This is a genomic window from Halorubrum sp. AS12 (genome assembly GCF_051122765.1).
Classification (GTDB): Archaea; Halobacteriota; Halobacteria; order Halobacteriales; family Haloferacaceae; genus Halorubrum; species Halorubrum trapanicum.
Genome location: NZ_CP185386.1, coordinates 40,260 through 61,526, shown reverse-complemented (window position 1 = coordinate 61,526; position 21,267 = coordinate 40,260). Strand labels below are relative to the sequence as shown.

Annotated in this window: 15 protein-coding genes and 4 pseudogenes; 10 read left to right on the top strand and 9 right to left on the bottom strand. The window is 56.5% G+C overall.

Going from position 1 to position 21,267, the window contains the following annotated elements; all coding sequences use genetic code 11:
- Positions 1-79: 79 nt before the first annotated feature.
- Positions 80-2,580, bottom strand: a pseudogene (locus tag ACODNG_RS15050) (cbb3-type cytochrome c oxidase subunit I).
- Entirely contained in the window at positions 2,577-3,368 is a 792-nt protein-coding gene (gene coxB, locus ACODNG_RS15045; RefSeq protein ID WP_058365907.1) for a cytochrome c oxidase subunit II, read from the bottom strand. Before coxB ends, ACODNG_RS15050 begins: the two are co-directional and overlap by 4 nt.
- Positions 3,369-3,851: 483 nt before the next feature.
- On the opposite strand from coxB, the gene ACODNG_RS15040 reads away from it, so the two are divergent.
- Complete coding sequence (locus ACODNG_RS15040; RefSeq protein WP_144800187.1) at positions 3,852-4,847, top strand: arsenic resistance protein; 996 nt, start codon at positions 3,852-3,854, stop codon at positions 4,845-4,847.
- 66 nt (positions 4,848-4,913) lie between these two features.
- Here ACODNG_RS15040 and ACODNG_RS15035 read toward each other — a convergent pair.
- Positions 4,914-5,736, bottom strand: a pseudogene (locus ACODNG_RS15035) (IS5 family transposase).
- Positions 5,737-6,092: 356 nt separating this feature from the next.
- On the opposite strand from ACODNG_RS15035, the pseudogene ACODNG_RS15030 reads away from it, so the two are divergent.
- The 5 genes and pseudogenes from ACODNG_RS15030 to ACODNG_RS15010 all read left to right on the top strand — a co-directional run.
- Positions 6,093-6,425, top strand: a pseudogene (locus tag ACODNG_RS15030) (arsenic resistance protein); the annotation flags it as partial.
- Positions 6,426-6,616: 191 nt separating this feature from the next.
- Positions 6,617-9,121, top strand: a complete 2,505-nt coding sequence (locus ACODNG_RS15025) for a heavy metal translocating P-type ATPase (RefSeq protein WP_058365062.1) — start codon at positions 6,617-6,619, stop codon at positions 9,119-9,121.
- Positions 9,122-9,572: 451 nt separating this feature from the next.
- Positions 9,573-9,953 (top strand): hypothetical protein, encoded by a 381-nt coding sequence (locus ACODNG_RS15020; protein WP_206664951.1) that lies wholly within the window; start codon positions 9,573-9,575, stop codon positions 9,951-9,953.
- Between the two features lie 41 nt (positions 9,954-9,994).
- Positions 9,995-11,101, top strand: a complete 1,107-nt coding sequence (locus ACODNG_RS15015) for a transposase (protein ID WP_206664950.1) — start codon at positions 9,995-9,997, stop codon at positions 11,099-11,101.
- Positions 11,102-11,341: 240 nt separating this feature from the next.
- Positions 11,342-11,527 (top strand): DUF7333 family protein, encoded by a 186-nt coding sequence (locus ACODNG_RS15010; protein WP_058365063.1) that lies wholly within the window; start codon positions 11,342-11,344, stop codon positions 11,525-11,527.
- Positions 11,528-11,686: 159 nt separating this feature from the next.
- On the opposite strand, the gene ACODNG_RS15005 is transcribed toward ACODNG_RS15010, so the two are convergent.
- The 5 genes from ACODNG_RS15005 to ACODNG_RS14985 all read right to left on the bottom strand — a co-directional run bounded on the left by ACODNG_RS15005 (position 11,687) and on the right by ACODNG_RS14985 (position 16,060).
- On the bottom strand, positions 11,687-12,880 hold the full coding sequence (locus ACODNG_RS15005; protein WP_241659220.1) for a hypothetical protein: 1,194 nt from the start codon (positions 12,878-12,880) through the stop codon (positions 11,687-11,689).
- 145 nt (positions 12,881-13,025) lie between these two features.
- On the bottom strand, positions 13,026-14,180 hold the full coding sequence (locus tag ACODNG_RS15000; protein ID WP_434523293.1) for a multicopper oxidase domain-containing protein: 1,155 nt from the start codon (positions 14,178-14,180) through the stop codon (positions 13,026-13,028).
- A 163-nt stretch (positions 14,181-14,343) separates the two neighbouring features.
- Entirely contained in the window at positions 14,344-14,916 is a 573-nt protein-coding gene (locus tag ACODNG_RS14995; protein ID WP_206668691.1) for a CPBP family intramembrane glutamic endopeptidase, read from the bottom strand.
- A 152-nt stretch (positions 14,917-15,068) separates the two neighbouring features.
- Complete coding sequence (locus tag ACODNG_RS14990; protein WP_434523262.1) at positions 15,069-15,578, bottom strand: disulfide bond formation protein B; 510 nt, start codon at positions 15,576-15,578, stop codon at positions 15,069-15,071.
- Complete coding sequence (locus ACODNG_RS14985) at positions 15,575-16,060, bottom strand: DsbA family protein (protein WP_434523261.1); 486 nt, start codon at positions 16,058-16,060, stop codon at positions 15,575-15,577. Before ACODNG_RS14985 ends, ACODNG_RS14990 begins: the two co-directional genes overlap by 4 nt.
- Positions 16,061-16,123: 63 nt before the next feature.
- On the opposite strand from ACODNG_RS14985, the pseudogene ACODNG_RS14980 reads away from it, so the two are divergent.
- Positions 16,124-17,316: pseudogene (locus ACODNG_RS14980) on the top strand (ISH3 family transposase).
- Positions 17,317-17,988: 672 nt separating this feature from the next.
- On the opposite strand, the gene ACODNG_RS14975 reads toward ACODNG_RS14980, so the two are convergent.
- On the bottom strand, positions 17,989-18,714 hold the full coding sequence (locus tag ACODNG_RS14975) for an AlbA family DNA-binding domain-containing protein (protein ID WP_434523260.1): 726 nt from the start codon (positions 18,712-18,714) through the stop codon (positions 17,989-17,991).
- A gap of 122 nt (positions 18,715-18,836) precedes the next feature.
- Between ACODNG_RS14975 and ACODNG_RS14970 the strand changes: the two genes are divergently transcribed.
- The 3 genes from ACODNG_RS14970 to ACODNG_RS14960 all read left to right on the top strand — a co-directional run bounded on the left by ACODNG_RS14970 (position 18,837) and on the right by ACODNG_RS14960 (position 21,066).
- Positions 18,837-19,763, top strand: a complete 927-nt coding sequence (locus ACODNG_RS14970; RefSeq protein WP_434523259.1) for a transcription initiation factor IIB — start codon at positions 18,837-18,839, stop codon at positions 19,761-19,763.
- A gap of 94 nt (positions 19,764-19,857) precedes the next feature.
- On the top strand, positions 19,858-20,739 hold the full coding sequence (locus tag ACODNG_RS14965; RefSeq protein WP_434523292.1) for a hypothetical protein: 882 nt from the start codon (positions 19,858-19,860) through the stop codon (positions 20,737-20,739).
- 138 nt (positions 20,740-20,877) lie between these two features.
- Entirely contained in the window at positions 20,878-21,066 is a 189-nt protein-coding gene (locus tag ACODNG_RS14960; protein WP_434523258.1) for a hypothetical protein, read from the top strand.
- Positions 21,067-21,267 lie beyond the last annotated feature (201 nt).

Sequence of the window (21,267 nt, the reverse complement as noted above, 5' to 3'; positions counted from 1 at the left end):
AACTCCTTTGATTTAGTGGCCTACCCCGCTGCTGTATGGTGATTCAACACAGTCAAATACGGTGACTCCGCCGCTGTCCTCAGAAGAGGTAGAACAGCGGGAAGATGAACACCCAGACGATGTCGACGAAGTGCCAGTAGAGGCCGAAGTACTCGATCGGCCGCTCGTCCTCTAAGTAGTGCCCCTGATACGCCCTGACGAACAGGAAGATGGCGATCACGAGGCCGATAACTACGTGGATCCCGTGGAGCCCCGTCGTCACGTAATAGATCGACGCCTGGATTGGGTCACCGTGGGCGTTCGCCGAAATCGTCACGCCCCGCTCGAAGATCTCTTTGTTCCACTCCCAGAGCTTGATACCCAGGAATGTGAACCCAAGCACTATCGTTGCGCCGAGTGACGCAAGCAGGCCCTGCCGGCTCTTCCGGCGAGCAGCGACCAGCGCCAAGATCACGGTGAACGATGAGGTGAGCAGCACGAACGTGTTGATCAGTCCCGGTAGTGGTTCGGCCAGTGGCTCCCACGTCATCCAGCCGGCGTTGTACCGGACGAAGATGGCCGCGGAGAGGAACGCGCCAAAGACGATCACGTCCGACGCGATGAAGAACCACATCCCCAGCTTGACTTTCTCGACACCTTCGAACGGCCACCGTTCGGCGAACTCGGTCGGTGGGGCATAGAAGTCCTCGAGGCTCCACTTCACCCCGGTCCAGACGAGTCCGACCAATCCGACAACGATGAGTATCGGGTATACCGGATTCGAGATCGTCACGCTCGTCGATGCGAGCGACTCGCCGACCTCGAAGACAACGTTATCGCGGAATCCGGTAAGCCCGAGGAACAACACACCAACTGCAAACGAGAGTGTGAGCGGCCATATGCTTGCGTGGCTCGGGTGCTTGTCCCAGTACGGGTACTCCTTGATGTGCTCGGAGTGGGTGTCACCACCGTCAGTCGCCCCGTTCCCGTTGGCGTCGGTCTTCACTGCCGGACCTCTGTCGGGCACATAATCCTTCACGAATTCGAGCTTGCCGGACGCGTAGGACGGCCGGTTTGGCCAGTTCTGGAGCGGCGGCGGTGAAGAGATGGCCCACTCGGCAGTCCGCGAGTAGTCCCACGGGTTGTCGCCGGCGGGCTCGCCGGAAACGTACGACTTCGCGAAGTTGTAGAACATGATGAAGAAGGAGAATCCGAGTACGAATTCGACCGATCGTCCCGAACTGGTGATAGATCTGGAGTTCGGGGTTGTACTCGAAGACACGGCGCGGCGTCTCCCAGCCGAGGAACATCGAGAAGTAGACGGCGTTAAACCCGATGAAGAACAGCACGAAATGGATCTTCCCGAGGAGTTCATCGTACATCTTCCCGGTTATTTTCGGGAACCAGTAGTACGCAGCGCCGATCAGGGCTGTCGCCCCCCCGAACATCACGTAGTGGAAGTGCGCGACCACCCAGTAGGTGCCACGGAACTCGTAGTCGAGGACGATGGCGCCGAGGAACACTCCGGTGATGCCGCCGAGGATGAACAATAGTAGCGCCCCGAACGCGAAGAGGAACGGTGTCGTGAACTGTATTCGTCCCTTGATGAGCGTGTAGATCAGCGAGAACACGATCAGGTCGAAGGGTAAGGAGATCCCGATAGTGGTCGCCATCATCAGCGTCTTGATCTCCAGGTTGATCGTCGTCAGGAACATGTGATCGATCCATACGAGGAACGACTGGACGGAGACAAGACAGATGGCGATGATCACCCACTTCCGTCCGACGAGCCGGCGCCCTGAGAACGTCTGGAACAGCTCCAACATCGCACCGAGAGCCGGGAAGAAGACGATGTACACCTCCGGATGGCCGAAGAACCAGAACAGGTGGCCCCATAGCAGGGACCCGCCCTCTGTTGCGGAGAAGTACACCGACCCAAGCACGCGGTCGGACGCGAGGATGAGTCCCGCAGCGAGCAATGCGAGCGAACGCGAACAGCATCATCCACACGGTCGCGAGGATGGTCCAGGTAAACATCGGCATATCCATGATCCCCATTCCTTCGGCACGCGAGTGATGAATAGACACGAGGAAATTCACCGACGAGGCGGTGACTCCGATGGTGAACATCGCGAGTGCCAGTATCGCTCCCGTTGAGCCGATACTCGGTGTGTACGCGGGTATGTTGAGCGGAGCGTATATCGTCCAGCCAGCGCTCAGCGTGCCGCCCTGGAAGAAGCTGATTGACAACAGTACGCCGGAGAACAGGTACATCCAATAGGAGAGCGCGTTAAGCCGTGGGAACGCAAGGTCGTCGGCACCGATCTGGAGCGGCACGAAGTAGTTTGCAAAGCCGAAGGCAAACGGGGAGAGGAACCAGAACACCATTATCAGTCCGTGGGCCGTGACGGCCTCGTTGTACGCGAGCCCAGACAGGATCTGATTCATCGGGTCCCAGAGCTGGACACGGATCAGCAGCGCAAGGACACCGCCGAACAGTAGGAAGAACAGGGCAGTAATCGTGTATAGGATGCCGATGTCCTTGTGGTTGGTCGTGACGAGCCATCGTTTGACGGAAGTCGTTGGCGGGAGTTCGCTCATGCGGGGGCACCTCGAATGACTGCGTTGTCAACGCTGGAGGCATTTCCGGCGCCAGCGCTGTCGACACTAGAAGTGTTTTCACCTTGGGTTCCAGCATACCATTCTTCCCACTCGTCTTGCGGGAGCACCGTGATTTGACCAGTCATCGCAGAGTGGCCCGCGCCGCAGAGTTCGAAGCACTCGACTCGGTAAGTTGCTTCGCCACCCTGTGCTTCAACGTCCTCGGAACTCACGGAGAACCAGGTACTACTGTACTCTCCGGGGATGGCGTCGGATTTTATCCGTAACTCCGACGAGCCGAAGTTGTGCCACACGTCGCGTGAAGTCACGTTGAGGTCGATCCGCTGATCGGCCGGAACGATCATCTCGCCCCTCGTGGAGTAACCGTTCGGATAGATGTACTCCCAACCGAACTGGTACCCCTCGACGGTGATTTCGATATTCCCCGCGTCGCTCGTGTCTGGACCCTCTTCGACGTAGAGGAGGAGTCCGTACGCGTACACGACAAGGCTGATGACGACGATCGCGCTCAATCCGAACGACAGGAAGAGCTTCTTCGCTTTCGGACCGCCCTGTCCGGTCGGGAGTTCACCGACGATCGGCGCGTCAAAGTCCTCCTTCGGTTCACTGCCGTCGTCGCGATATTTGAACACGTTCCACAGCGTGTACGCGACGACGATTGTGCCGACGAGCGTACCGAGCGCGAGGAAGACGAAGAAGATCTCGTCGAAGACCTCCGCCTGCGCGCGCCAGTCGCTCCCCTGTTGCAGGATAATTGGATCTATCATGTTTGCCTTTCGACTCTTGCGCGCCCCTTCACGAGGGTACACTTATTATTTTGTATCGTCCGGCTAGAATGGCCGCACCGAACTCTCGGACGAGACGTTACGGCGACGCCGACAGAGCAAGATTGTAACAGACGATTTGCGCAATCAGACACGCATCCGAAACCGAGACAGATACCCTTCCGTCGCGCGTTCGATATGACTGTATTCCAGCTCATGAACGACGTTCCAACTGTATCAACGACCACCATTTCGACGCGGTCGCCATCGACGAGAGCCTCCACGTGTCTCCTTCTCTCCCCCTCGGTTTTGCGCTCGTGGGATCTTCTCCAGTTGAGACTAATTCACTCGCTACATATGGACCAGAAATGGCCAGTGACTGTCTCACGTTGTCACAAAATTGTCTATTGTATTCCCAATCTATCTCTTTAGTGTCATTACAATAAGCAACATCCTTAGGATGGCTCCCGACACAGACGCAACAGAATGGATTTCGTCGAGAAGTACCAGAGTGTATTCGTTATTATTGCGATTCTGAGTGGGTTAGTGCTCGGTCAGATCGCTGGTGTTCCGCCGATTGCGGACTCACTCATTCTCCCGTTCTTGATGGTGATGCTGTTCGCCGCGTTCACCGGAATCCCACTCTCTCGCCTCCGGGCAGCGTTCGGAAATCGTCGTGTAGTCGGGTCTAGTCTTCTGGTCAATTTCATCTGGAGTCCGCTGTTAGCGGTGGCACTCGGCGCGGTTTTCCTTCGAGATCACCCTGCCCTGTGGGTCGGACTCATCATGCTGATGGTGACACCATGTACGGATTGGTATCTCATTTTCACCGATATTGCGGACGGAGATGTTCCGCTGGCTACCTCTATTCTCCCGTACAACCTCGTTCTCCAGTTGATACTGCTTCCACTCTACTTGTACGTCTTCGCGGGCGAACTGGTCGCGTTACCGATGGAGCTGCTGATCGAAAGCGTCGTTCTCGTACTCGTCGTCCCGCTTGTGGTTGGTGGACTTGCTCGGTGGGCATTGACCCGACAAAAGGGGACGCAGTGGTTCAAGCAGCACTTCCTGCCGAAATTGAGTCCGCTCCAGATTATTTTCCTCAGTCTCGCCATCGGCGCAATGTTCGCTTCGCAGGGGGAGCTAATCCTCGAAAACCCCGGATTACTTGCTCTTCTCGCGGTTCCCGTTCTCGTCTTCTATGCGATCAATCTCGGCATCGGGTTTGGCGTCGGACAAGTACTCTCGTTCTCCTACAAGGAGATGGTCTGTTTCAACAACACGATCCTCTCACGGAACTCACCGACGGCCCTCGCAATTGCCGTCGTCGCGTTCCCGAACGAGCCGCTCATCCCGCTCGCACTGGTTATTGGGCCGCTGTTGGAACTTCCGCTGTTAGGCTTCATTGCACAAATCCATTTGGCGATCCGAAACCGCGAGTGGTGGCCGTTTGATCCAGCAACGGTGTTTAGCAGAGACTGAATGAAGACTGGCAAGAATCATTACTCCCTGATCCTGAGCGGTCTGTGAATCATATGTCTTGACCACTCAGAGTGATCGGTCGATGTTGTGACTGAGACAAGCGATGGTGAGTTCACGGAACTGCTTCCACCATCGTCGTGAGCGGACGAACGCACCGTACTTCCGCTTGAGCGTAGAGTTGACTGTCTCGGATTGACTCCGCTGGCCATAGAGATCAGCATCTAAGCGCGCGTTCCATGCCTTATGGAGCGATGTGAACTCACGATGCTTGATCAGTGGACGAACCTCGTGTTGACGAGCAAGCCGCCTGATCTTCTGGTCGTCGTAGCCCTTGTCACCGAGCAGAATGTCGATATTCTCGGGATTGCGTTTGATCAGTGACGGCGCAACCTGGCTATCGTGTTTCCGGGTCGTCGTCACGTGTAAATCTAGGATTGCGTTCACCTTCGCATCGACCAGCAGCGTCACTTTGAGCTGCTGAATCGTGAGCTCGGCGCGTTTCGTGTAGTGTTTCGAAGCGTGACTGCGGTCGAACCCTGATCCGATCAACTCCAACAACTCCGCTCGTCGGAAGTAGCGTCGCTGAGAGAGTCAATATGATACGCCATACGGTCATATCAAGTCGATTGAACGCCTTACAGAGCGTTGAAGGAGTAGGAAGTTCAGCTAATCCAAGAGCTCGACGGATGCGTGGCATCTCGATCAGTTCGTCAAGCAAGCCACGGTAGGTTGTGTTCTTTTGAACTTTGAGACACAACAGAACAACGTGTTGGGGAAGTGTATAGCGGTGTTTAGAAAATTTCGAGGAGTATCGGGAGACCGCTCGACGCGCCAGATGGATCGCCTTCTCAGCAAAACGGAGAATCTGCGACTTCGGGAGGGCCTTCATTTCGTCGAATTACAGGCTAAACATGTAACTCTTTGAGGATTTCAACAGAGCCGCGGCGCTGTATCCCCTCCTTACTCGCTCCCTTCGGTCGCTCGTTGAGGAAGGGGCCATTCGTCTTTAGTTAAGCCCAGTAGTAATACTTGAGTTTAAATTATGTCTAAGAGTATTAGATGTAGTAGAAATCACGGCTGAGATTCTGTTGTTGCTGATATCGAACGACAAGCAACCCTCAAAACCGCCATTTTCCACCTATTGCCGGCACGAACGTGTCGAATCTGGATCGAATATGAAGCTACTAAGTATTACTAAGAGTATTAACTAAAGACGAATGAGGAAGGGGCCTTAGCGCCTCAATTCAGGTAATCGTCGAGAATCCGCGACTGCTCGCTGTGATGGCGATTCCCGTGATCGCCTTTTACGTGATCAACCTCGGTGTCGGATTCGCTATTGGTCGTATGCTTGATTTCTCGTACGAGGAACTCGTGTGTTTCAACAACACTATCCTGTCGCGAAACTCACCGACTGCACTCGCGATCGCCGTCGTCGCGTTCCCGAATGAACCACTCATTCCGTTGGCGCTTGTGATCGGTCCGCTCTTGGAACTGCCCCTGTTGGGGATCATCGCTCAAGTACACATAGCGATCAGCGAGCGAGGGTGGTGGTCGCATATTTCCGAGGATGCTACGTAGGTGTGGATACGACTGATTGACACAGATCCACCACAGAGAGTATCAACAACCACATAAACACGACCCACTTACCGAATCATAAGCGACAGACACCCTATCATCCGAATACGTTCTATAAAAAACATGGTTCATAGTGTCCATTCAGACCGGTGTGCTCTCAGACAGACAGCATGAACCACTCCCACTAATATATGACTGAAAAATGTTATTTGTGTGGTCGAGAGATTCAGTCTTCCACGTTCGAGGCTGATGGTGAACGCTCGTTCTGTTCGAGCGGGTGCCACGATGTACACACGACGCTTGGGGCTCCCGATTCTCTCGATGTCACCCAGACCACAACTGAGAACAAGATTGATGAGGGAGACGACACTGTTCCTCCCGATCAGTATCGTTCTCGGACGTTCCTCCGGATTGACGGCATGTACTCCGCGACGTGTGAGGCGTATCTTGAATCTCTCGCTGAGAAACAAGAGGGAGTGATCAGTGCCGAGGCGAGTTACGTCACCGAGACGATCCGAGTTGAACACGACCCAGACACTGTTTCGAAGGAGTCGCTGCGTGATGTATTGAGTACCCTCGGGTATACGGCGTATCTCCGTGAGGATGCCTCGTCAGACGTGAGCGAAACCGGTGGGACGACGCGCCGAGCACGAGAGATGGGTGGAATTCGAAAGCGTCGAGACGACCAGCTGTTGGGAATGCGATACTCCGTCGGATTCCTCTTCGGTGCGTTTCTGTTGGTCCCGTACGTCGCAATTATCTATCCCGCTCACCTTGCGTCAATATTTGACTGGCAAGCGCTCGAAATATTCGAGGGTGCCTTCCGTCTAGATAGCGAGGGAGCGTTCGTCTTCCTCCGGCTGTATTTCGTGATGACCGGCATTATTCTCCTCTTCACCGGTCTCCCGGTGTTGCGCGGCGCATACCTCAGTCTCAAAATGCGACGCCCGAACACCGACCTGTTGGTCGCGATCACCGCGATCAGCGCGTACACGTACAGTACGGCCGCTGTCATCCTCGGACAAAACGACATTTTCTACGACCTCGCGATCGTCGTCACGGCCGCAGTCACCGCGATGGTGTTCTACGAGTCGTCGATCAAGCAGCGCGCCCTTGATCGCCTCACCGAACTCACGATATCACAAGTCGAGCGCGCACGAACGTATGACTCGGACGGGAAGACTGAGGAAGTTCGCGTGGAGGACCTCAATTCAGGGGATGTCGTGCTCGTTCGACAGGGTGAACGAGTCCCAGTAGACGGTGAACTGGTCGAAGACAGCTGTACCGTCGACGAAGCGATCGTCACTGGCGAGTCGCTTCCGGTGCTAAAACGCGCCGGCAACGAGATCATTGGTGGATCGATCGTCACGGACGGCGCGGCCTTGGTTCGTGTCGGCACGGACGTGACGAGCAGTATCGATCGGATAACCACAGCCGTGTGGGACCTCCAGAGCGCGACTCACGGCGTCCAACGCCACGCCGACCAACTCGCGTCGTACGCGGTACTTCTCGTTGTCGGAGCCGCCGTTGCGATCGGTGGTGCCAGTGTAATCGCGTTCGACATGAGCATCCCGGACGCGATCCTCCTCGCACTGCTGGTCCTCCTCGCCGGTTCGCCGTGGGCCCTCGGACTTGCGACGCCGCTCTCGGTCGCGAAGAGCCTCGCAAGTGCGCTCCGTCGGGGGATCATTATCTTCGACGAGACGGTGTTCGAACGACTCCGAGACATCGATACCGTTGTTTTCGACAAGACGGGGACCCTCACGACCGGAGAGATGGAGGTGATCGAAGCGGACGCTCCTGCGGACCTCCTTGACGCCGTCGCAGCGCTCGAACAACGAGCATCACATCCCGCTGCAAACGCCATCACAACGGCTTTCGCCCACAGGAATGCGACCGACCAAGGCCTTGACGATCAATCGAACTCGGACAATAACGGTAATGAGACAGAGAAAACAGGCCAGATAAGCGAGTTCACGAATCACCAGTCCGGTATCGAAGGGGTGATCGATGGAACTCCGTATCTTGTCGGAAACCTCGATCTCTTCGCGGAACAGGGGTGGACCGTGGACGACGACATCCGGTCTCGTGTCGCCGACGCTCGGGGCTTCGGTCAGCTTTCGGTCGTCGTCGGTCGCGACGGGACAGCAGAGGGGCTGATCGTCGTGGGCGATGAGCCGCGGGACGGCTGGGACGACACCATCTCTCGGCTCGGAGCACGAGACACGGACATCGTCGTCTTGACCGGTGACGACGAGGAAGCGACGGACTTCTTCAAGCAGCACGAAGCCGTGACGCACGTCTTCGCGAAGGTTCCACCGGAAGGAAAGACGGCGACGATCCGGCGACTCAAATCAGACGGTCAGGTCGCGATGATCGGGGACGGTACCAACGACGCCCCGGCACTCGCAGCCGCCGACCTCGGTATTTCGTTGGGCGGCGGCACGGCGTTAGCTGCTGACGCCGCCGATATCGCTATCGTCGACAACGACATCCGCTCCGTCGAAACCGCCTTCGACCTAGCGGGTGCGGCTCGTCGTCGCGTGAAACAGAACAACCTCCTCGCGTTCTCCTACAACGGAATCGCTCTCTTGGCGTTGGCCGTCGGGTTCTTCAATCCGCTGTCAGCAGCGATCGCAGTCATTGCCGGCGGCGGTCTAGTCGCTGTGAACACCCGACGAAAGTTGCTTCAGTAGCATGTACGAGCCAAGACGAGAACAGAGTTGAGTCGCTCGGTTGAAATCCTCAGGAGTTGATAGATTTTTCGTGCTAAATTCAGAGGATGACGGCACCGTAGAAAGGTGTATTGATGAGTTACCTGAGTTTTCTATGTGACTTCAATTGAGGTGTCTAAAATAATATTTGTAAGTTATTTACATCAGAGTTTCGTTAAGTCAATAAATTGGGTAATAACGTGTTTAGAGAAAATACTGAACATGAGCAAGAGATGCTCTTTTCGCCTTTGAAAGACCTTTCAGGCAGGATACGAAAGAAACTGCAGAATCACTGGTCTACTCACTTCTGCGAACATGTTTTCACCCAAATTGATGAAACAAAGTTCGAACGGCTATACCACGACGGGTATAGCCGTCCGAACAAGCCAGTCAACGAGCTTGTCTCCTTGGAGATTATCTAACACCTGCCGGTATGTCCGACAAAGAGCTCGAACACGCCTACGTCTTCGACTTTCGCGTCAGGAACGTATTAGGAAAGGAGACACTCGGAGACAATATTTGTGAGAAGACACTCACCAATTTCCGCCGTCGGTTGATGGAATACGAAGAAGAGACCGGTCACGACCTGCTAAACGAGGTTTTCGAGAATCACCGTACCTACTTTCAGGGTGAATTTGAGATTGATGCGAGTACTCAACGGATGGATTCGACGTTCATTGAGGCCAACATCAAGCAACTGTCTCGTGTCGATCTCCTCGCTAAAGTGCTTCACAATTTCCTGTGCGATCTCCTTCGGGAGATCGCACAGGAACTTCCTGCTGGAATGACGAGTTCGCCGACATCGAGAACTTAGAGCTGTCCTATCATCTTGAACCGGGCGAAATTCCCGCAACGATGGAAACGCTCGCCGAGCATACTGCGTGGCTTGTTGATCGATTCGGAGACGAGGATGAATACGCCGGGTTGAACAGCTTCGCTCATCTACAGCGTGTCCTCGACGAACAATGCTATCGCATTCCTGATCTCGAAGACGATGACGATAATCAGGATTCTGCTGATCAGGGCCATCCCGGTGACGAGTCACCGGGCTGGCAGCCACTCCAAACGTACACCTCTTCAAGTGACTCTACAGAGACTGCCGAAGATGAACCCGACTCCGAGTCGTTAGAAAGAGACGCCGAAGACAGACACGATCACATCGGACTGGAAGAGTCCGACGAGATCGACAGCAGCTCACTGCAAAACCCTCACGACGACGAAGCGACGTATCGTTCCAAGGACGCGGAAGATTACTTCGGCTACAAGTCGAATATCGCTGAGACATGCGATGGTGAAAATCCGTTTCGTCTAATTACGGCGGTTCGAGTCGATACGAACAACACGGATGATGGAGACCTCTTGGCCGAAGACGCGAGGAATCTCGCCGAGGAAACGGGATTACGTGACCTGCTCGTAGATGGTGGGTACACGCACAAGGAAGTAGAAAAGTGCTGCCGTGATCAGGAGATCACGCAGCACTTCACAGGAATCACGGGTCAACGGCCTGCGGCGGAGAAGATGTCGCTTGCCGCCCCAGAGTGGGATGGGACGAGAATGGTTGCGTGTCCTGCCGGACACGAACCATTCGAGCAGAACCATTACGAGACCGGCCGTATCTCGGGGAAGATGGACAAGAAGTTCTGTGATGGCTGCCAGCACCAAGAGAACTGTTTCGTCGAGGAACAGCAAGAACACTATAGCTACGGGTTCAGGGAACGGCGGGTAGAAGTGGCTCAGCGACGGAGGCGGTTGGATGATCCAGCGGAACAGGAGTTCCTGAACTTACGTGCCGGAGTTGAGTCATTGATGAACGAGATGTATCACAAAGACGGTGAGAAAACGAAGTTCACGGGGAAAATCAAGGTGAAAAACGCCTCGATAGCGAAAGCAATGGGGAGAAACCTGAAGCGAGCCTCCAGATTCCTGGAATCGGAGGCGAAGCAAGAGAAATCGACAGGATAGCCGGGCAAGAAGTGTCGTTTGTCGCTGTCAGCTGGTCCCTGTGTGGTGACGGCTCCGTTTTGATGAGAGAATCACCGGTGATCGGGCCGGGGTGTTCTCGTCAGAACACCCCTTTCTACGGTGCCATCAGAGGATCTATGTAGCACTCGGCCAGTGTGATTTCACGGCGATAATTGTAAATCAGTTGATCATCAGATTTGCTTTCTTAAACACTTTGTTTGTCCAGCCACCATTCCTGATATGGAATTCGACTTCACGCGCTCGGTGATTCCACTTGCTGTGATCGTCGCCGTCGCAACAGTCGCGCTAACGGTTATGATGACCCCCTCGACGGTCTTCATGATGGTCCTCCCCTCAATGATCGTCTTCTCGGTCATCGCGTTCTTCTTCGGGATGAAGCACGGTGAGTTCCGCGCTAGTCCGTAGTGGTACAGCCCAGTCCGTGAGATTCACAGGGTCGAGATCCATGCTCGCCCTGCGTTGTCTCTATCCGATTGATATTGCTGATCAATACGCTCTTTATTTCAACAAGACCTCGGTGAACAATCACCGACAGAGGATATCAACAGATGTAGTTGAGTCTATCTAATCCGCACTAACCTCAAACACGTCTTTTCGGGTAGGTGTAGCGGAATCGATCGAATAGATGAGCGTCCCGGTGAATAGCGCGATGCTACCCAAGAGGAATATCGAGTTGAGCGGCGACGCCGAATCGACGAAGATCCAGTATATCGGCGCCGCAATCGTGGGACCCGCGGCGATTACTGCGACTTGGGAGACGAGCGGCCCACAGCATCCACACGTACACGCACCGACGACCGTCGCCGTCCCGGCGGTGCCCTGTGTCGCTCCTGCCTCACGATTGAGACGCCAAGAGTGAGCAACGGCGGCCGCATTCAGGCCCACGAGAACGCCAAGCGATCCGAGTACCAGTAGTACTCCCGGAGAGATAGCGATGAAGAACGGAACGTCCGGAAGGAGTATTTCGAGTGTGGGCCACCGTACGATCTGATACAGTACGGATAAGACGGCCACAGTTGTCTCTTCGGGGGCACCTTCCTCACTGAAGAACGACAGATACCCCGATGTCGCCATAAAAAAGATACTCACCATGGCTCCGATACCGAATCCGAACCGACGTGCTACCGGATCCTGAAGAATCACGGACAGCGTCGGGCCCACATCTTTCCAGAGAATATATCCAACGAGCAGTGGTGTTGCGAGGACAATCCCGTAACCTATCGGATTCGTGTAGCCGCTAAAACCCGGAAGTAGGTACGGATACAGTATCCATCCTCCAAGTATCATTCCGAGAACCATGTACCGGGGACATGTTGTCCAACGCACGACCCCGACGATGAAACTCACAACCACGACCGAAAGACCCGTTACGATCGCGAGCGGCTGATACCACGACCGGGGGAACGGCATCGAACTGGCCTGATACGTCGGGTCCGGGGCCAGCCCCTCGAACAGAATCGCTCCGGCGACAGTAATCCCGATGCCGACCGCAATCCCGTACAGAGCGGCTGTCGGAGAGATTCGCCCGCTTCGTTTGAGCAGTACGAGAGTACCGACTGACAGGACGCCGATCAGAACGATCGCCAGTCCGTGCGATTGCGAGAGGCCTGACGCTTCGGAGCCACCGTGAGCGGCCACGGTCGGGATCAGAGAGAGGAGGATAACCCCGACTGAAAACAGGATACATAAGCGGGAGAACCTTCGATGAGAGCCCTCTCTGTCACCGTCTGTATCCTGTTGGCGTCCTCTCGGAAGCATTACCCAAGTTTAGCGATCCGCATACAATTATCTGTCTCTTTCGGCCCTCACGAAATCGTTGAAGTGACTCCGCGGAAATTTCCGTCCGGGCAAAACGTTTTGGAGAGAGCCCGATCAGGTTGTTTTGTGAAAATGTCCGATCTTATCAGTTCGGTTCGTATCCGGCGTACTCCATGAGCTGGCTGAAGATGTCCGAATCCATGACGGAGCGATACACGACTCCGGTAAGCATCCCGCCGGGATAGAACGTCCCATTCATGACGTGGTTGACCTTGTGGCAGTCCATGAGGTAGATGCCGGGGTCCGCGTCGGCCGTGAACTCGATCGTGTGCCGCTCGGCGGGGGCAATGTTCGTGACGTCGATGTCGTGTCGGGCTGCTTCCGGGACGACTCCACCGTCCTTTTCGACGCGCTGGAAGCGGTGGTTGTGGATGTGCATCGGGTGGGACATGTACCCGCCGTTGACGAGGTGAATTCTGACTAAATCTCCCTTATCGACGATGATCGGAGAGCCCTGTTCGGGATGGAGGGTTCGGGGTGCGCTCTTCCCGTTGACGGTGAAGACGTCCGGATTGCGCGAGGCCGTGTCGTACGTGAAGTCCGCTTCACCGGCCCACTTCTTCGGGACCCGCGAGTCCCAGTCTTTGATCGTCATGAAGTATTCCCGGTCCGCCGGTTCGTAGCCTTCGGGGTCGACCCGGAAGATCCCGTACATCCCCATATCGATGTGGCGGTGGGTCTGGAGGTGACAGTGGTACAAGTGCGTCCCCGGAACGTTCGCCGGGATCTCGTACGTGTGTTTCTCGCCTGCCGGGACTTGGATGCCGGTCGACGTCGGAACGCCGTCATTCTTCCACGTCTTCGTGACGCCGTGGAAGTGGATCGTGTGCGGCCGGCGTCCGTTCGTGTTGTCGAGCGTCACTTCCATGTCGTTACCTTCGGTCGTTCGGAGGATCGGGCCCGGAACGCTCGGGTCGTTGTCGTCGGCCTGCCACGCCCAGACGCGCGGGAACTCGACCGGGCCACCCATTGAATCGAGCGGGTGGACGGCGTGTCGCGCCGGCTGCGTCCCCATCGTTACGGAACCTCCCTGCTCGTCGACGTTGACCACCGTTGGAGGACTGGTGTAGGGAAGGTCAGACGACGTCTGTCCTTCGTTCGGGGCGTTCGCGGCCGCCGTCGGCGCGTTAATTGTTTTTGATGAACAGCCTGCCAACGCCGATACACCCGTCACGCCGGTTGCAGCGAGAAATTCCCGCCGGGACAGTCCAGTTCCAGGGGCACCGAAAGATCGGGTCATGGTCCATTTGGACGTTGTGCTGTCGCGATAAAGGGAGACTGCAGAATCTCTGTCTGTGAGAGGGCACGCTAACATGTTCGGTAACAGCCGGACGGATCCGGCAAGCAAACGCTTAGTTCTCCGTCACGAGAGCTAGTATCCGGGGTCAACGGGTAGCAAACAGTTACATTCCACCTGTGGCCGTCAAATATGCGCTCGTAAACTGTATCGCATTATACGCACCGTGAATCAGAGCCGGAACAACGAGGTTATCGGTGTACTCGTAGGTCGCACCGAGTACTAGAGCTAGCACGAATGCGATACCGACGTACACAAGCTTTCCTTCTCCACTCAACGAGAAGAGATGGATCGACGCGAAGAGGGCACTCGCAAGAACGATTGCACGGGTTGGATGTAGCGTTTCTCGAAGTGTTCCCTGAACCAGTCCTCGGTATAACAGCTCTTCGCCCGGACCGACTAGCAGAAACGATAGAGGGATGAGAATCAGAAACGCTGTCGGATTCTGCTGGCCAACTGTTACTACCTGGTTTTCCGCCGATTCCAGTCCGAGTGAGGAGATAACGCGTGATGCGACAATGAGCAATCCGAGAAGTGTACCTATTCCCCCGATGATTACAGCAATATCCCGCCTGTCCGGAATCGAAAGCGAAACGAATTCGAAGTCGAGATCGCGAAATCTGAGATAGAGGATTGAGAGCCCTCCGAATGTTACCCCCTGTAATAGGATCGTGCTCATTACGAGGCGCAACGATGGACGAGCGGTTACATCGACCCCGAATGCGCCCAGCAGTGCGGCAGCGATGGTGACAATTATCGACCCGATAACCGTTGAGCCGTACGTGAGCCCAACTGCACTCCCGACAGACTGAATCCGTGTCGTTGATTCTGTCATTTGAAAATACTGGTCACTGATCGATCTGTGAAAGCGATACGTCGAGTTCTGATACTGGGTTGTGCTTGTAAATTGGGTTTGATCATTGGTTGCGTGGTTTTGTCTTCGTTTGTCTCACAGATACAATTATACAGATAGCTCCTGCGGCTGTAATGAGCGTGAATGCCAGAAGTGAGAGATTCAGAATTGTCATCTTTTCTACAGGAACTGCTATTGTACAGCGGCACACGGTCCTTTGAGGGAGCAGGTGGTTGTCGCGCTTGCAACACTGTGTGATACGTTGCGATCACTCCACCCAGAACTGACAAGGGAATACTAGTCCGCCAAACAGTAGGGCGAGCTTCGATCGCTGCGACACCCATAACCATTACTAGTGGGTACATCAGAATTCGTTGGTACCAACAGAGGTCACACGGTACCAGTCCGAGGCTAAACCAGAGACTCCCAGCTGTTGCGATCCCGGCGATGAGGGTTGCGACTACCCAATACGAGCCAGATCCGATCACGATCCATCTGCGAGTTGTTCGATAAGGGTACGAGTTCGTTGTTCGTCACTCAGCGGGTTGACTGTTTCACCATCGATCACAAGGGCGGGGGTTCCCGAAACGCCGGCGTCGGCTGCTGCCTGACTCGTCTCTCGAACCGGTGATTCGTAGGCTTGTTCCTGAATTTTTGTCCGGAGCTGTTCCGTCTCCGTTACTCCAGCCTCCTCAGCGAATGACACGAGTTTGTTAGTGGTTGCCCATTCCTCACCCTCCGGTGGTTGATTGGCGAAGACGTATTCGTGGTATCGCCAGTAGGTTTCAGGAGCTACATTCCAGACACCGAGACCACCTTGAGCGGCACGAGGGGCATCAGAGGCGAGGAATGGCTCACCGTCGATGTAGGCCAACGCACGGAATTGTAGGCTGATGTCTCCGGGCTCGACGTAGTCTGTGACTATATTCGCTAGTTGTCCACTCTGGCTCAGCAGCTCACAAGCTGACACGTTGTAGTGAAGGAAGCGGGTGAATCAGGAACCTGATTCATCCGCTGTCCGGATACGCACCTAATGAATCTTCCACAACTCAAGCAGGTGCTTACAGATCCGGACGAGTTCATTACGAACAGCCAACTCAAGACTCTTGCTCTGGAGGTGCTTGAGTTGATTCCGATGCCAGGAATCGAGGGGTCGCCCCTCGATTCCGGCGATATCATGGAAGTCGTTCTCCGTGCGGCTGTCGGGACAACCTCGGTCAACGGGGTCACGACCAACACAGACGAGACACCCAACAGAGAACCCGTCATGGACTGGCTCCATACTCTCGACAAAGAGCCGATGCTGGACGCTGTCAACGACATTCTCGCGACGTTGGCGATGTCGGTTCTCGACCGGTCGCGGTCGAGAACCGTCTGCATCGATTTCATGGACAACCCGTTTCACGGGCACCCAGCGGACGAAGACGAGTTCAGGCGAATGCAAGCGCGTGATGGCACGACGAAGTGCCATCGGTACTCGCACGGCGTTCGTACTCGCGCAGGGAAAGCCGCTGACGCTGGCGGTTGAACCGGTTGCTGGCGACGATAGCGCAGCCGACGCGGTCGAGCGCGTGCTCGCCCGCGTCGAACTGTATCCGTTCGAGCTCGAGCGGATTCTCATGGATCGAGCAGCCTACGTCGGCGAGGTGATCGGCGTGCTTCGGGCGACAGCGCCGCCAGTCTTCCCGGTCAAGACCGGGAAAGACTCGCTCCGGAAGAAACTTTCAGCGACAGCGTCGTACATGACCGAAGAAACGATCTGTGAAGGTAAAGCGCACGAACAGACGTTTCCGCTGGCGGTGAACGTGACCTACCAGAACGGTGATCGCGGGAAGTCAGGACTCAAACAGACTGGATACGCGGCGTACGGTCTGGAAGACCGCACGCCGCGGCAAGTGGCGCGGATCTACAACAACCGCTCACGGATCGAGAAGAGCTACGAGAAGTTCCGGGAAGCGCGGGCCCTTACGACGACGCCATCGACAACAATTCGGCTCTTCTACGTGGGTGTAGGGTTCCTGTTAGAGCAGTTGTGGCTGGTGGTGCGAGTGGGCAGTGCTCGCCCGGCCACGGCGTGGCGGGCGAGCACGCCTGGTAGAGTTCACGTTCAGTGATGCGTTTCTCCATGGGATCGAACGGGTGTTGGACGACGAGCTCGGCTGGAAGACCAAGCATCGGACAAACGGGGAGGGACTGCCACCAGGATACGAGCACGGACTCGGGTGAGCCGCCTCGCTTCGGTCGAAGCGAGGCTGGCGGGGAGCAACAGCTGTCTTCTGAGAGCGGTTTGAGCGATGGCCACAGCGGAAAGCAACCAGATCTTTGACTCTTTTCCCAGTCTCTGTAGTGCCAAAAGTGTCCTTCGTCTCGTTTCGGCGCTCTCACCATGTCAGACCAGCCTCTTGCTGCCGCCGCTATCGAGAGAGTGGACAACTAGCGACAATGGACCGAAGAAGATCACCTTCCGTTAACGGGGCGAGCGTAGGATTCTGTAGCGGTTCTACCTGGCTACCCTGGAACGTCACGAACTGTAGACCATGTCTATGGTCGTATACTGGGGGAGATGTCCCAATCTCATCGTAGAACTCCTTGAGTGGGCTATCATCGAACGGGATGTCTTGGAGAATGAGACCAAGATTTGAGCGAGTGAAACTCTCTGTTTCACGCTGTAGCTCAAACCAAAGGAGTCCGTAATCAACAGGGAGAACACCGGCAATTACTGGTCCATAGTTCCAGCCCCGCTCAGTAGCGTCATCAAGCCGGGTGTAGATATTATCAAGACGACCGAGATCCGTATAAAGGGATTCGCTAGCCCGACCGATAAGATGAACATCGGCAACTCGAATCGAGTACCCGAATTGGCGCCCTATTTTCCCACCAAGATGTTCCTCAGCAGCTTCAAGAACGTCTGGGATATCTGGATATCCAGTCTGACCGGAACTGGGTTCGGAGCCGAACCGTGTGGGACTTGCGAATATAGTCGTGGAAGAACCCAAACCCGAACACGGCTGTATGGGTGTCGTTGGTGCGAATGGTGGCGCGTCGCTCGAAGAGGTTGGACCTATTATCGTCACCAGAAAGAGGTCCAGGAGTAAAATTCAGATGCTCAGTTCGTTTAACCAGCGAACTCGGGACTGCTTCCTCACGTTGTGCCCGTCGCTGATAGAACTGATCGATTTCGCCAGAGGTCATTTCTCGCATCCCATCCTCATCCCGAATCCAGACCTGGTATTCTCCCTCATAGTCAACCTGTATGAGTCTCTGCTGAACTTGGTCGACATCGATACGGAGGACCCGATGTCCCATACACTCCTCAAATGAGATGTCCCAGAAGTTCTGTAGCTGCGGACTGGTGTACTGCTGAGCAATATGGGTGAGTTCTTGACGGGGTTCCTCGTCCGGTGAGAATGTTTGGTATAGTAAGCCACTATCTTGGTGCCGAGCTCCGATGATCATCGTTCCCCCCGCTTGATTGGCCATCGCCGACAGGATACGGACGACTTTCTTCTTTTGCCCTGTCGTCTGAAGAATCTCCTTCGATTTGAATTCTAATCGAGAGTGCTCAGCCCCAGGATTTTCAGCAAATTCCGTCAGGAGATCCTCAGTATCGCGCTGAATTGTCATGTACGCGTGATTGGGTCCGGATCGGATAAGATTAGGTAGTAAACGAAGAGCAGCGCATGAGTTTGTCAGGTCCTGATGGGTGGGGCCCTCAAAAGGAGGTGTCCCAGACAGAGGTGAGAACGATGGCAACCAGAGACATCTACGAGAGCGGATTCGACGAAGACGTCCGAACGGAATTGAGTACGAACCAATGCCCGGAATGCGACGGCCGAGTCACTACGAACGCGGTCGAAACGGTCTGCGAGGACTGTGGCCTGGTCATCGACGAACAGCGTATCGATCACGGGCCGGAGTGGCGGGCGTACGACGACGAGGAGTGCGACCGGACGGGTGCCCCACTCACTGCGGCCCGGCACGATCGCGGCCTGTCGACAGAGATCGGTCGCGGCACCGACGCGAAGGGGAACGAGATCTCCGAGCAGAAGCGACGGCGACTTGCGCGGATGCGCCGTGAGCAGACCCGTGGGCGGTTTCAGTCGAAAGCGGAACGGAACCTCGCACACGGGCTGGGCGAAGTGCGCCGGCTGGCCAGCGCGCTCGACCTCTCCGATTCGGTCCGTGACCAGGCGTGCCAGCTCTTCCGGAGCGCCCAGAACGAGGATCTGCTTCGTGGCAGATCCATCGAGGCCATCGCCGCGGCCAGCGTCTACGGGGCCTGCCGGTGCAACGGCCGCTCGCGGTTGGTGGATGACGTCAGCGAGATGGCCCGCGTCGCGGAGTCGCGGGTCACGAACGCGTACAAAACGCTGAACGAAGAGCTGGGCCTTCCCGCTGAGCCCGTCTCCCCCAGCATGTTCGTGCCGCGACTCGCCTCGGACCTCGAGTGTCCGGACGAAATCCGACAGCGGGCCCGAGCCCTCGCGGAACAGGCCGAGGAGCGCGGCGTCACGACGGGCGTCCATCCGGCCGGGTTCGCCGCGGCCTGTCTCTACAAGGCCGGTCGCGAGGAGGGGCGATGGCTGACGCAATCCGAGGCCGCGGACGTGGCGAACGCCTCGAAGGCGACCGTCCGGGCACACCGGGATACGTTGGAGGAACAGGTCGCCTGAGGCAGATCACGGTCTCTCCGTCTGTACTGCACATCGCTCTATCCACGCTACGATTTAAACACGAAGACGAACCATGTTCTCTGTAGACTGCTCTATGAACGGTCGTTACTCCGACTTTGAGGAACTGCGGCCGACCGGCGAGGCGTCCCACATTCCGGACACGAGGCTGGACGACGGGTGTGAGAGTGCCCCCCGACGGCAACGCGTCGCGACGAACTCTGATAGCTACCCTGATGCGCCGACGGCCACCGACGGCGAGTGTCGGTCCTGTGGGGCGTCAGTCCCAGACGGCCAGACGAAATGCCGGTTCTGTCTCACCAACCATCTCGGAAGTGACGCCACTAGCACGAACGAGACAGCGTCGACGACGTTCCTGGGCATCATCCACCTGGTCGTCGAGTCGACCACGTTCTACGGCGCCGTGGCGAAAGGCGGCGCCGCGGCGACCCTCCTCTCTGCCAACGAGGCGGAGCCGGCCGTCGGCGACTACACGCTCATCTACGATCTCGACGAGGCGCCAGCGCGCCAGCTGGCCGAGCAATGGCCCTCACTCCCCGACGCGGTACAGGTGGCGTCAGCGGAGGGAGAGCGGCTTCTCAGTGCTGCCAGTGACCGGACTGGGTGGCACGGGCAGGGAGCATCGGAGCGTCAGGAGCAGGCCCCGACGCGGCTCTACGACCAGCGTGGGGACGGCATCCGCGGCGCGTCGCGTCTCAACACGGTCCTCGACGACGCCGACGACGCGGTGTGGCTGGTGCCAGCGATAGCGCTGACCGAATCCACTGGCGAGGCTGCGGCTGATCAGCAGGAGTCGTCGGTACCGACGACGCAGGAACTCGAGTGTCAAACCTGTGGACGGGCGACCGACCATCGGTTCAAGACCCACGAGTCGGTCCCGGATGAAGCGTGGACGGGGCAACCGATCTGGGAGTGCCGGGTATGTGGCTCGGCTCGCTACGGACCCAGCCTCGAGTAGCCCTAGTGCTGAGCGTCGATTAACCAACAACCTGCGAGTATCGTCGAGGTTCGTTGGTTAAGGCCGCGAGCTCCTCCAAGCCCGACGCCAGTCTCGATGGGGCGTCTTTCCACGCCAGCGAGTGGTGAGGCGCTTCCGATGGAGCAAGAGTTCAAACAGGGCTACCGGATCAATCGTGTACTCAGCAATCTCAACCGACTCGACGTCGGCCGATTAGAGGACGCGGATCGAGAGCGAGTCGAGACCGCGAGAGACCTCCTGGAAGAGGTGAGCCTTCTCACGCGGCCGGGCGACGGAGCCGGGGCGGACGCCCACGCAGACTCCTAACTGGAGTCGCCGGCCACACCTCGTGGGGTACCTCTCGTGTCGGTTTATCGCCCCCGACACGGGTACGGGGGCGACCCGTGAAGTCTAAACGGGGTGACACTGCAAGCTGCGAAGACGTCGACCGGCGCGATCGTATCGGATCCGCAGACTGTCCGCGAGCTCTACAAGATTGTTACCAACACCCCCCGACGCCAATACCTA

Excerpts from the sequence above, each read along its gene's own strand:
- coxB (WP_058365907.1), bottom strand. The coding sequence starts at position 3,368 with ATGATAGATCCAATTATCCTGCAACAGGGGAGCGACTGGCGCGCGCAG.
- ACODNG_RS15040 (WP_144800187.1), top strand. The coding sequence starts at position 3,852 with ATGGATTTCGTCGAGAAGTACCAGAGTGTATTCGTTATTATTGCGATT.
- ACODNG_RS15025 (WP_058365062.1), top strand. The coding sequence starts at position 6,617 with ATGACTGAAAAATGTTATTTGTGTGGTCGAGAGATTCAGTCTTCCACG.
- ACODNG_RS15020 (WP_206664951.1), top strand. The coding sequence starts at position 9,573 with ATGTCCGACAAAGAGCTCGAACACGCCTACGTCTTCGACTTTCGCGTC.
- ACODNG_RS15015 (WP_206664950.1), top strand. The coding sequence starts at position 9,995 with ATGGAAACGCTCGCCGAGCATACTGCGTGGCTTGTTGATCGATTCGGA.
- ACODNG_RS15010 (WP_058365063.1), top strand. The coding sequence starts at position 11,342 with ATGGAATTCGACTTCACGCGCTCGGTGATTCCACTTGCTGTGATCGTC.
- ACODNG_RS15005 (WP_241659220.1), bottom strand. The coding sequence starts at position 12,880 with ATGCTTCCGAGAGGACGCCAACAGGATACAGACGGTGACAGAGAGGGC.
- ACODNG_RS15000 (WP_434523293.1), bottom strand. The coding sequence starts at position 14,180 with ATGACCCGATCTTTCGGTGCCCCTGGAACTGGACTGTCCCGGCGGGAA.
- ACODNG_RS14995 (WP_206668691.1), bottom strand. The coding sequence starts at position 14,916 with ATGAGCACGATCCTATTACAGGGGGTAACATTCGGAGGGCTCTCAATC.
- ACODNG_RS14975 (WP_434523260.1), bottom strand. The coding sequence starts at position 18,714 with ATGACAATTCAGCGCGATACTGAGGATCTCCTGACGGAATTTGCTGAA.
- ACODNG_RS14970 (WP_434523259.1), top strand. The coding sequence starts at position 18,837 with ATGGCAACCAGAGACATCTACGAGAGCGGATTCGACGAAGACGTCCGA.
- ACODNG_RS14965 (WP_434523292.1), top strand. The coding sequence starts at position 19,858 with ATGAACGGTCGTTACTCCGACTTTGAGGAACTGCGGCCGACCGGCGAG.
- ACODNG_RS14960 (WP_434523258.1), top strand. The coding sequence starts at position 20,878 with ATGGAGCAAGAGTTCAAACAGGGCTACCGGATCAATCGTGTACTCAGC.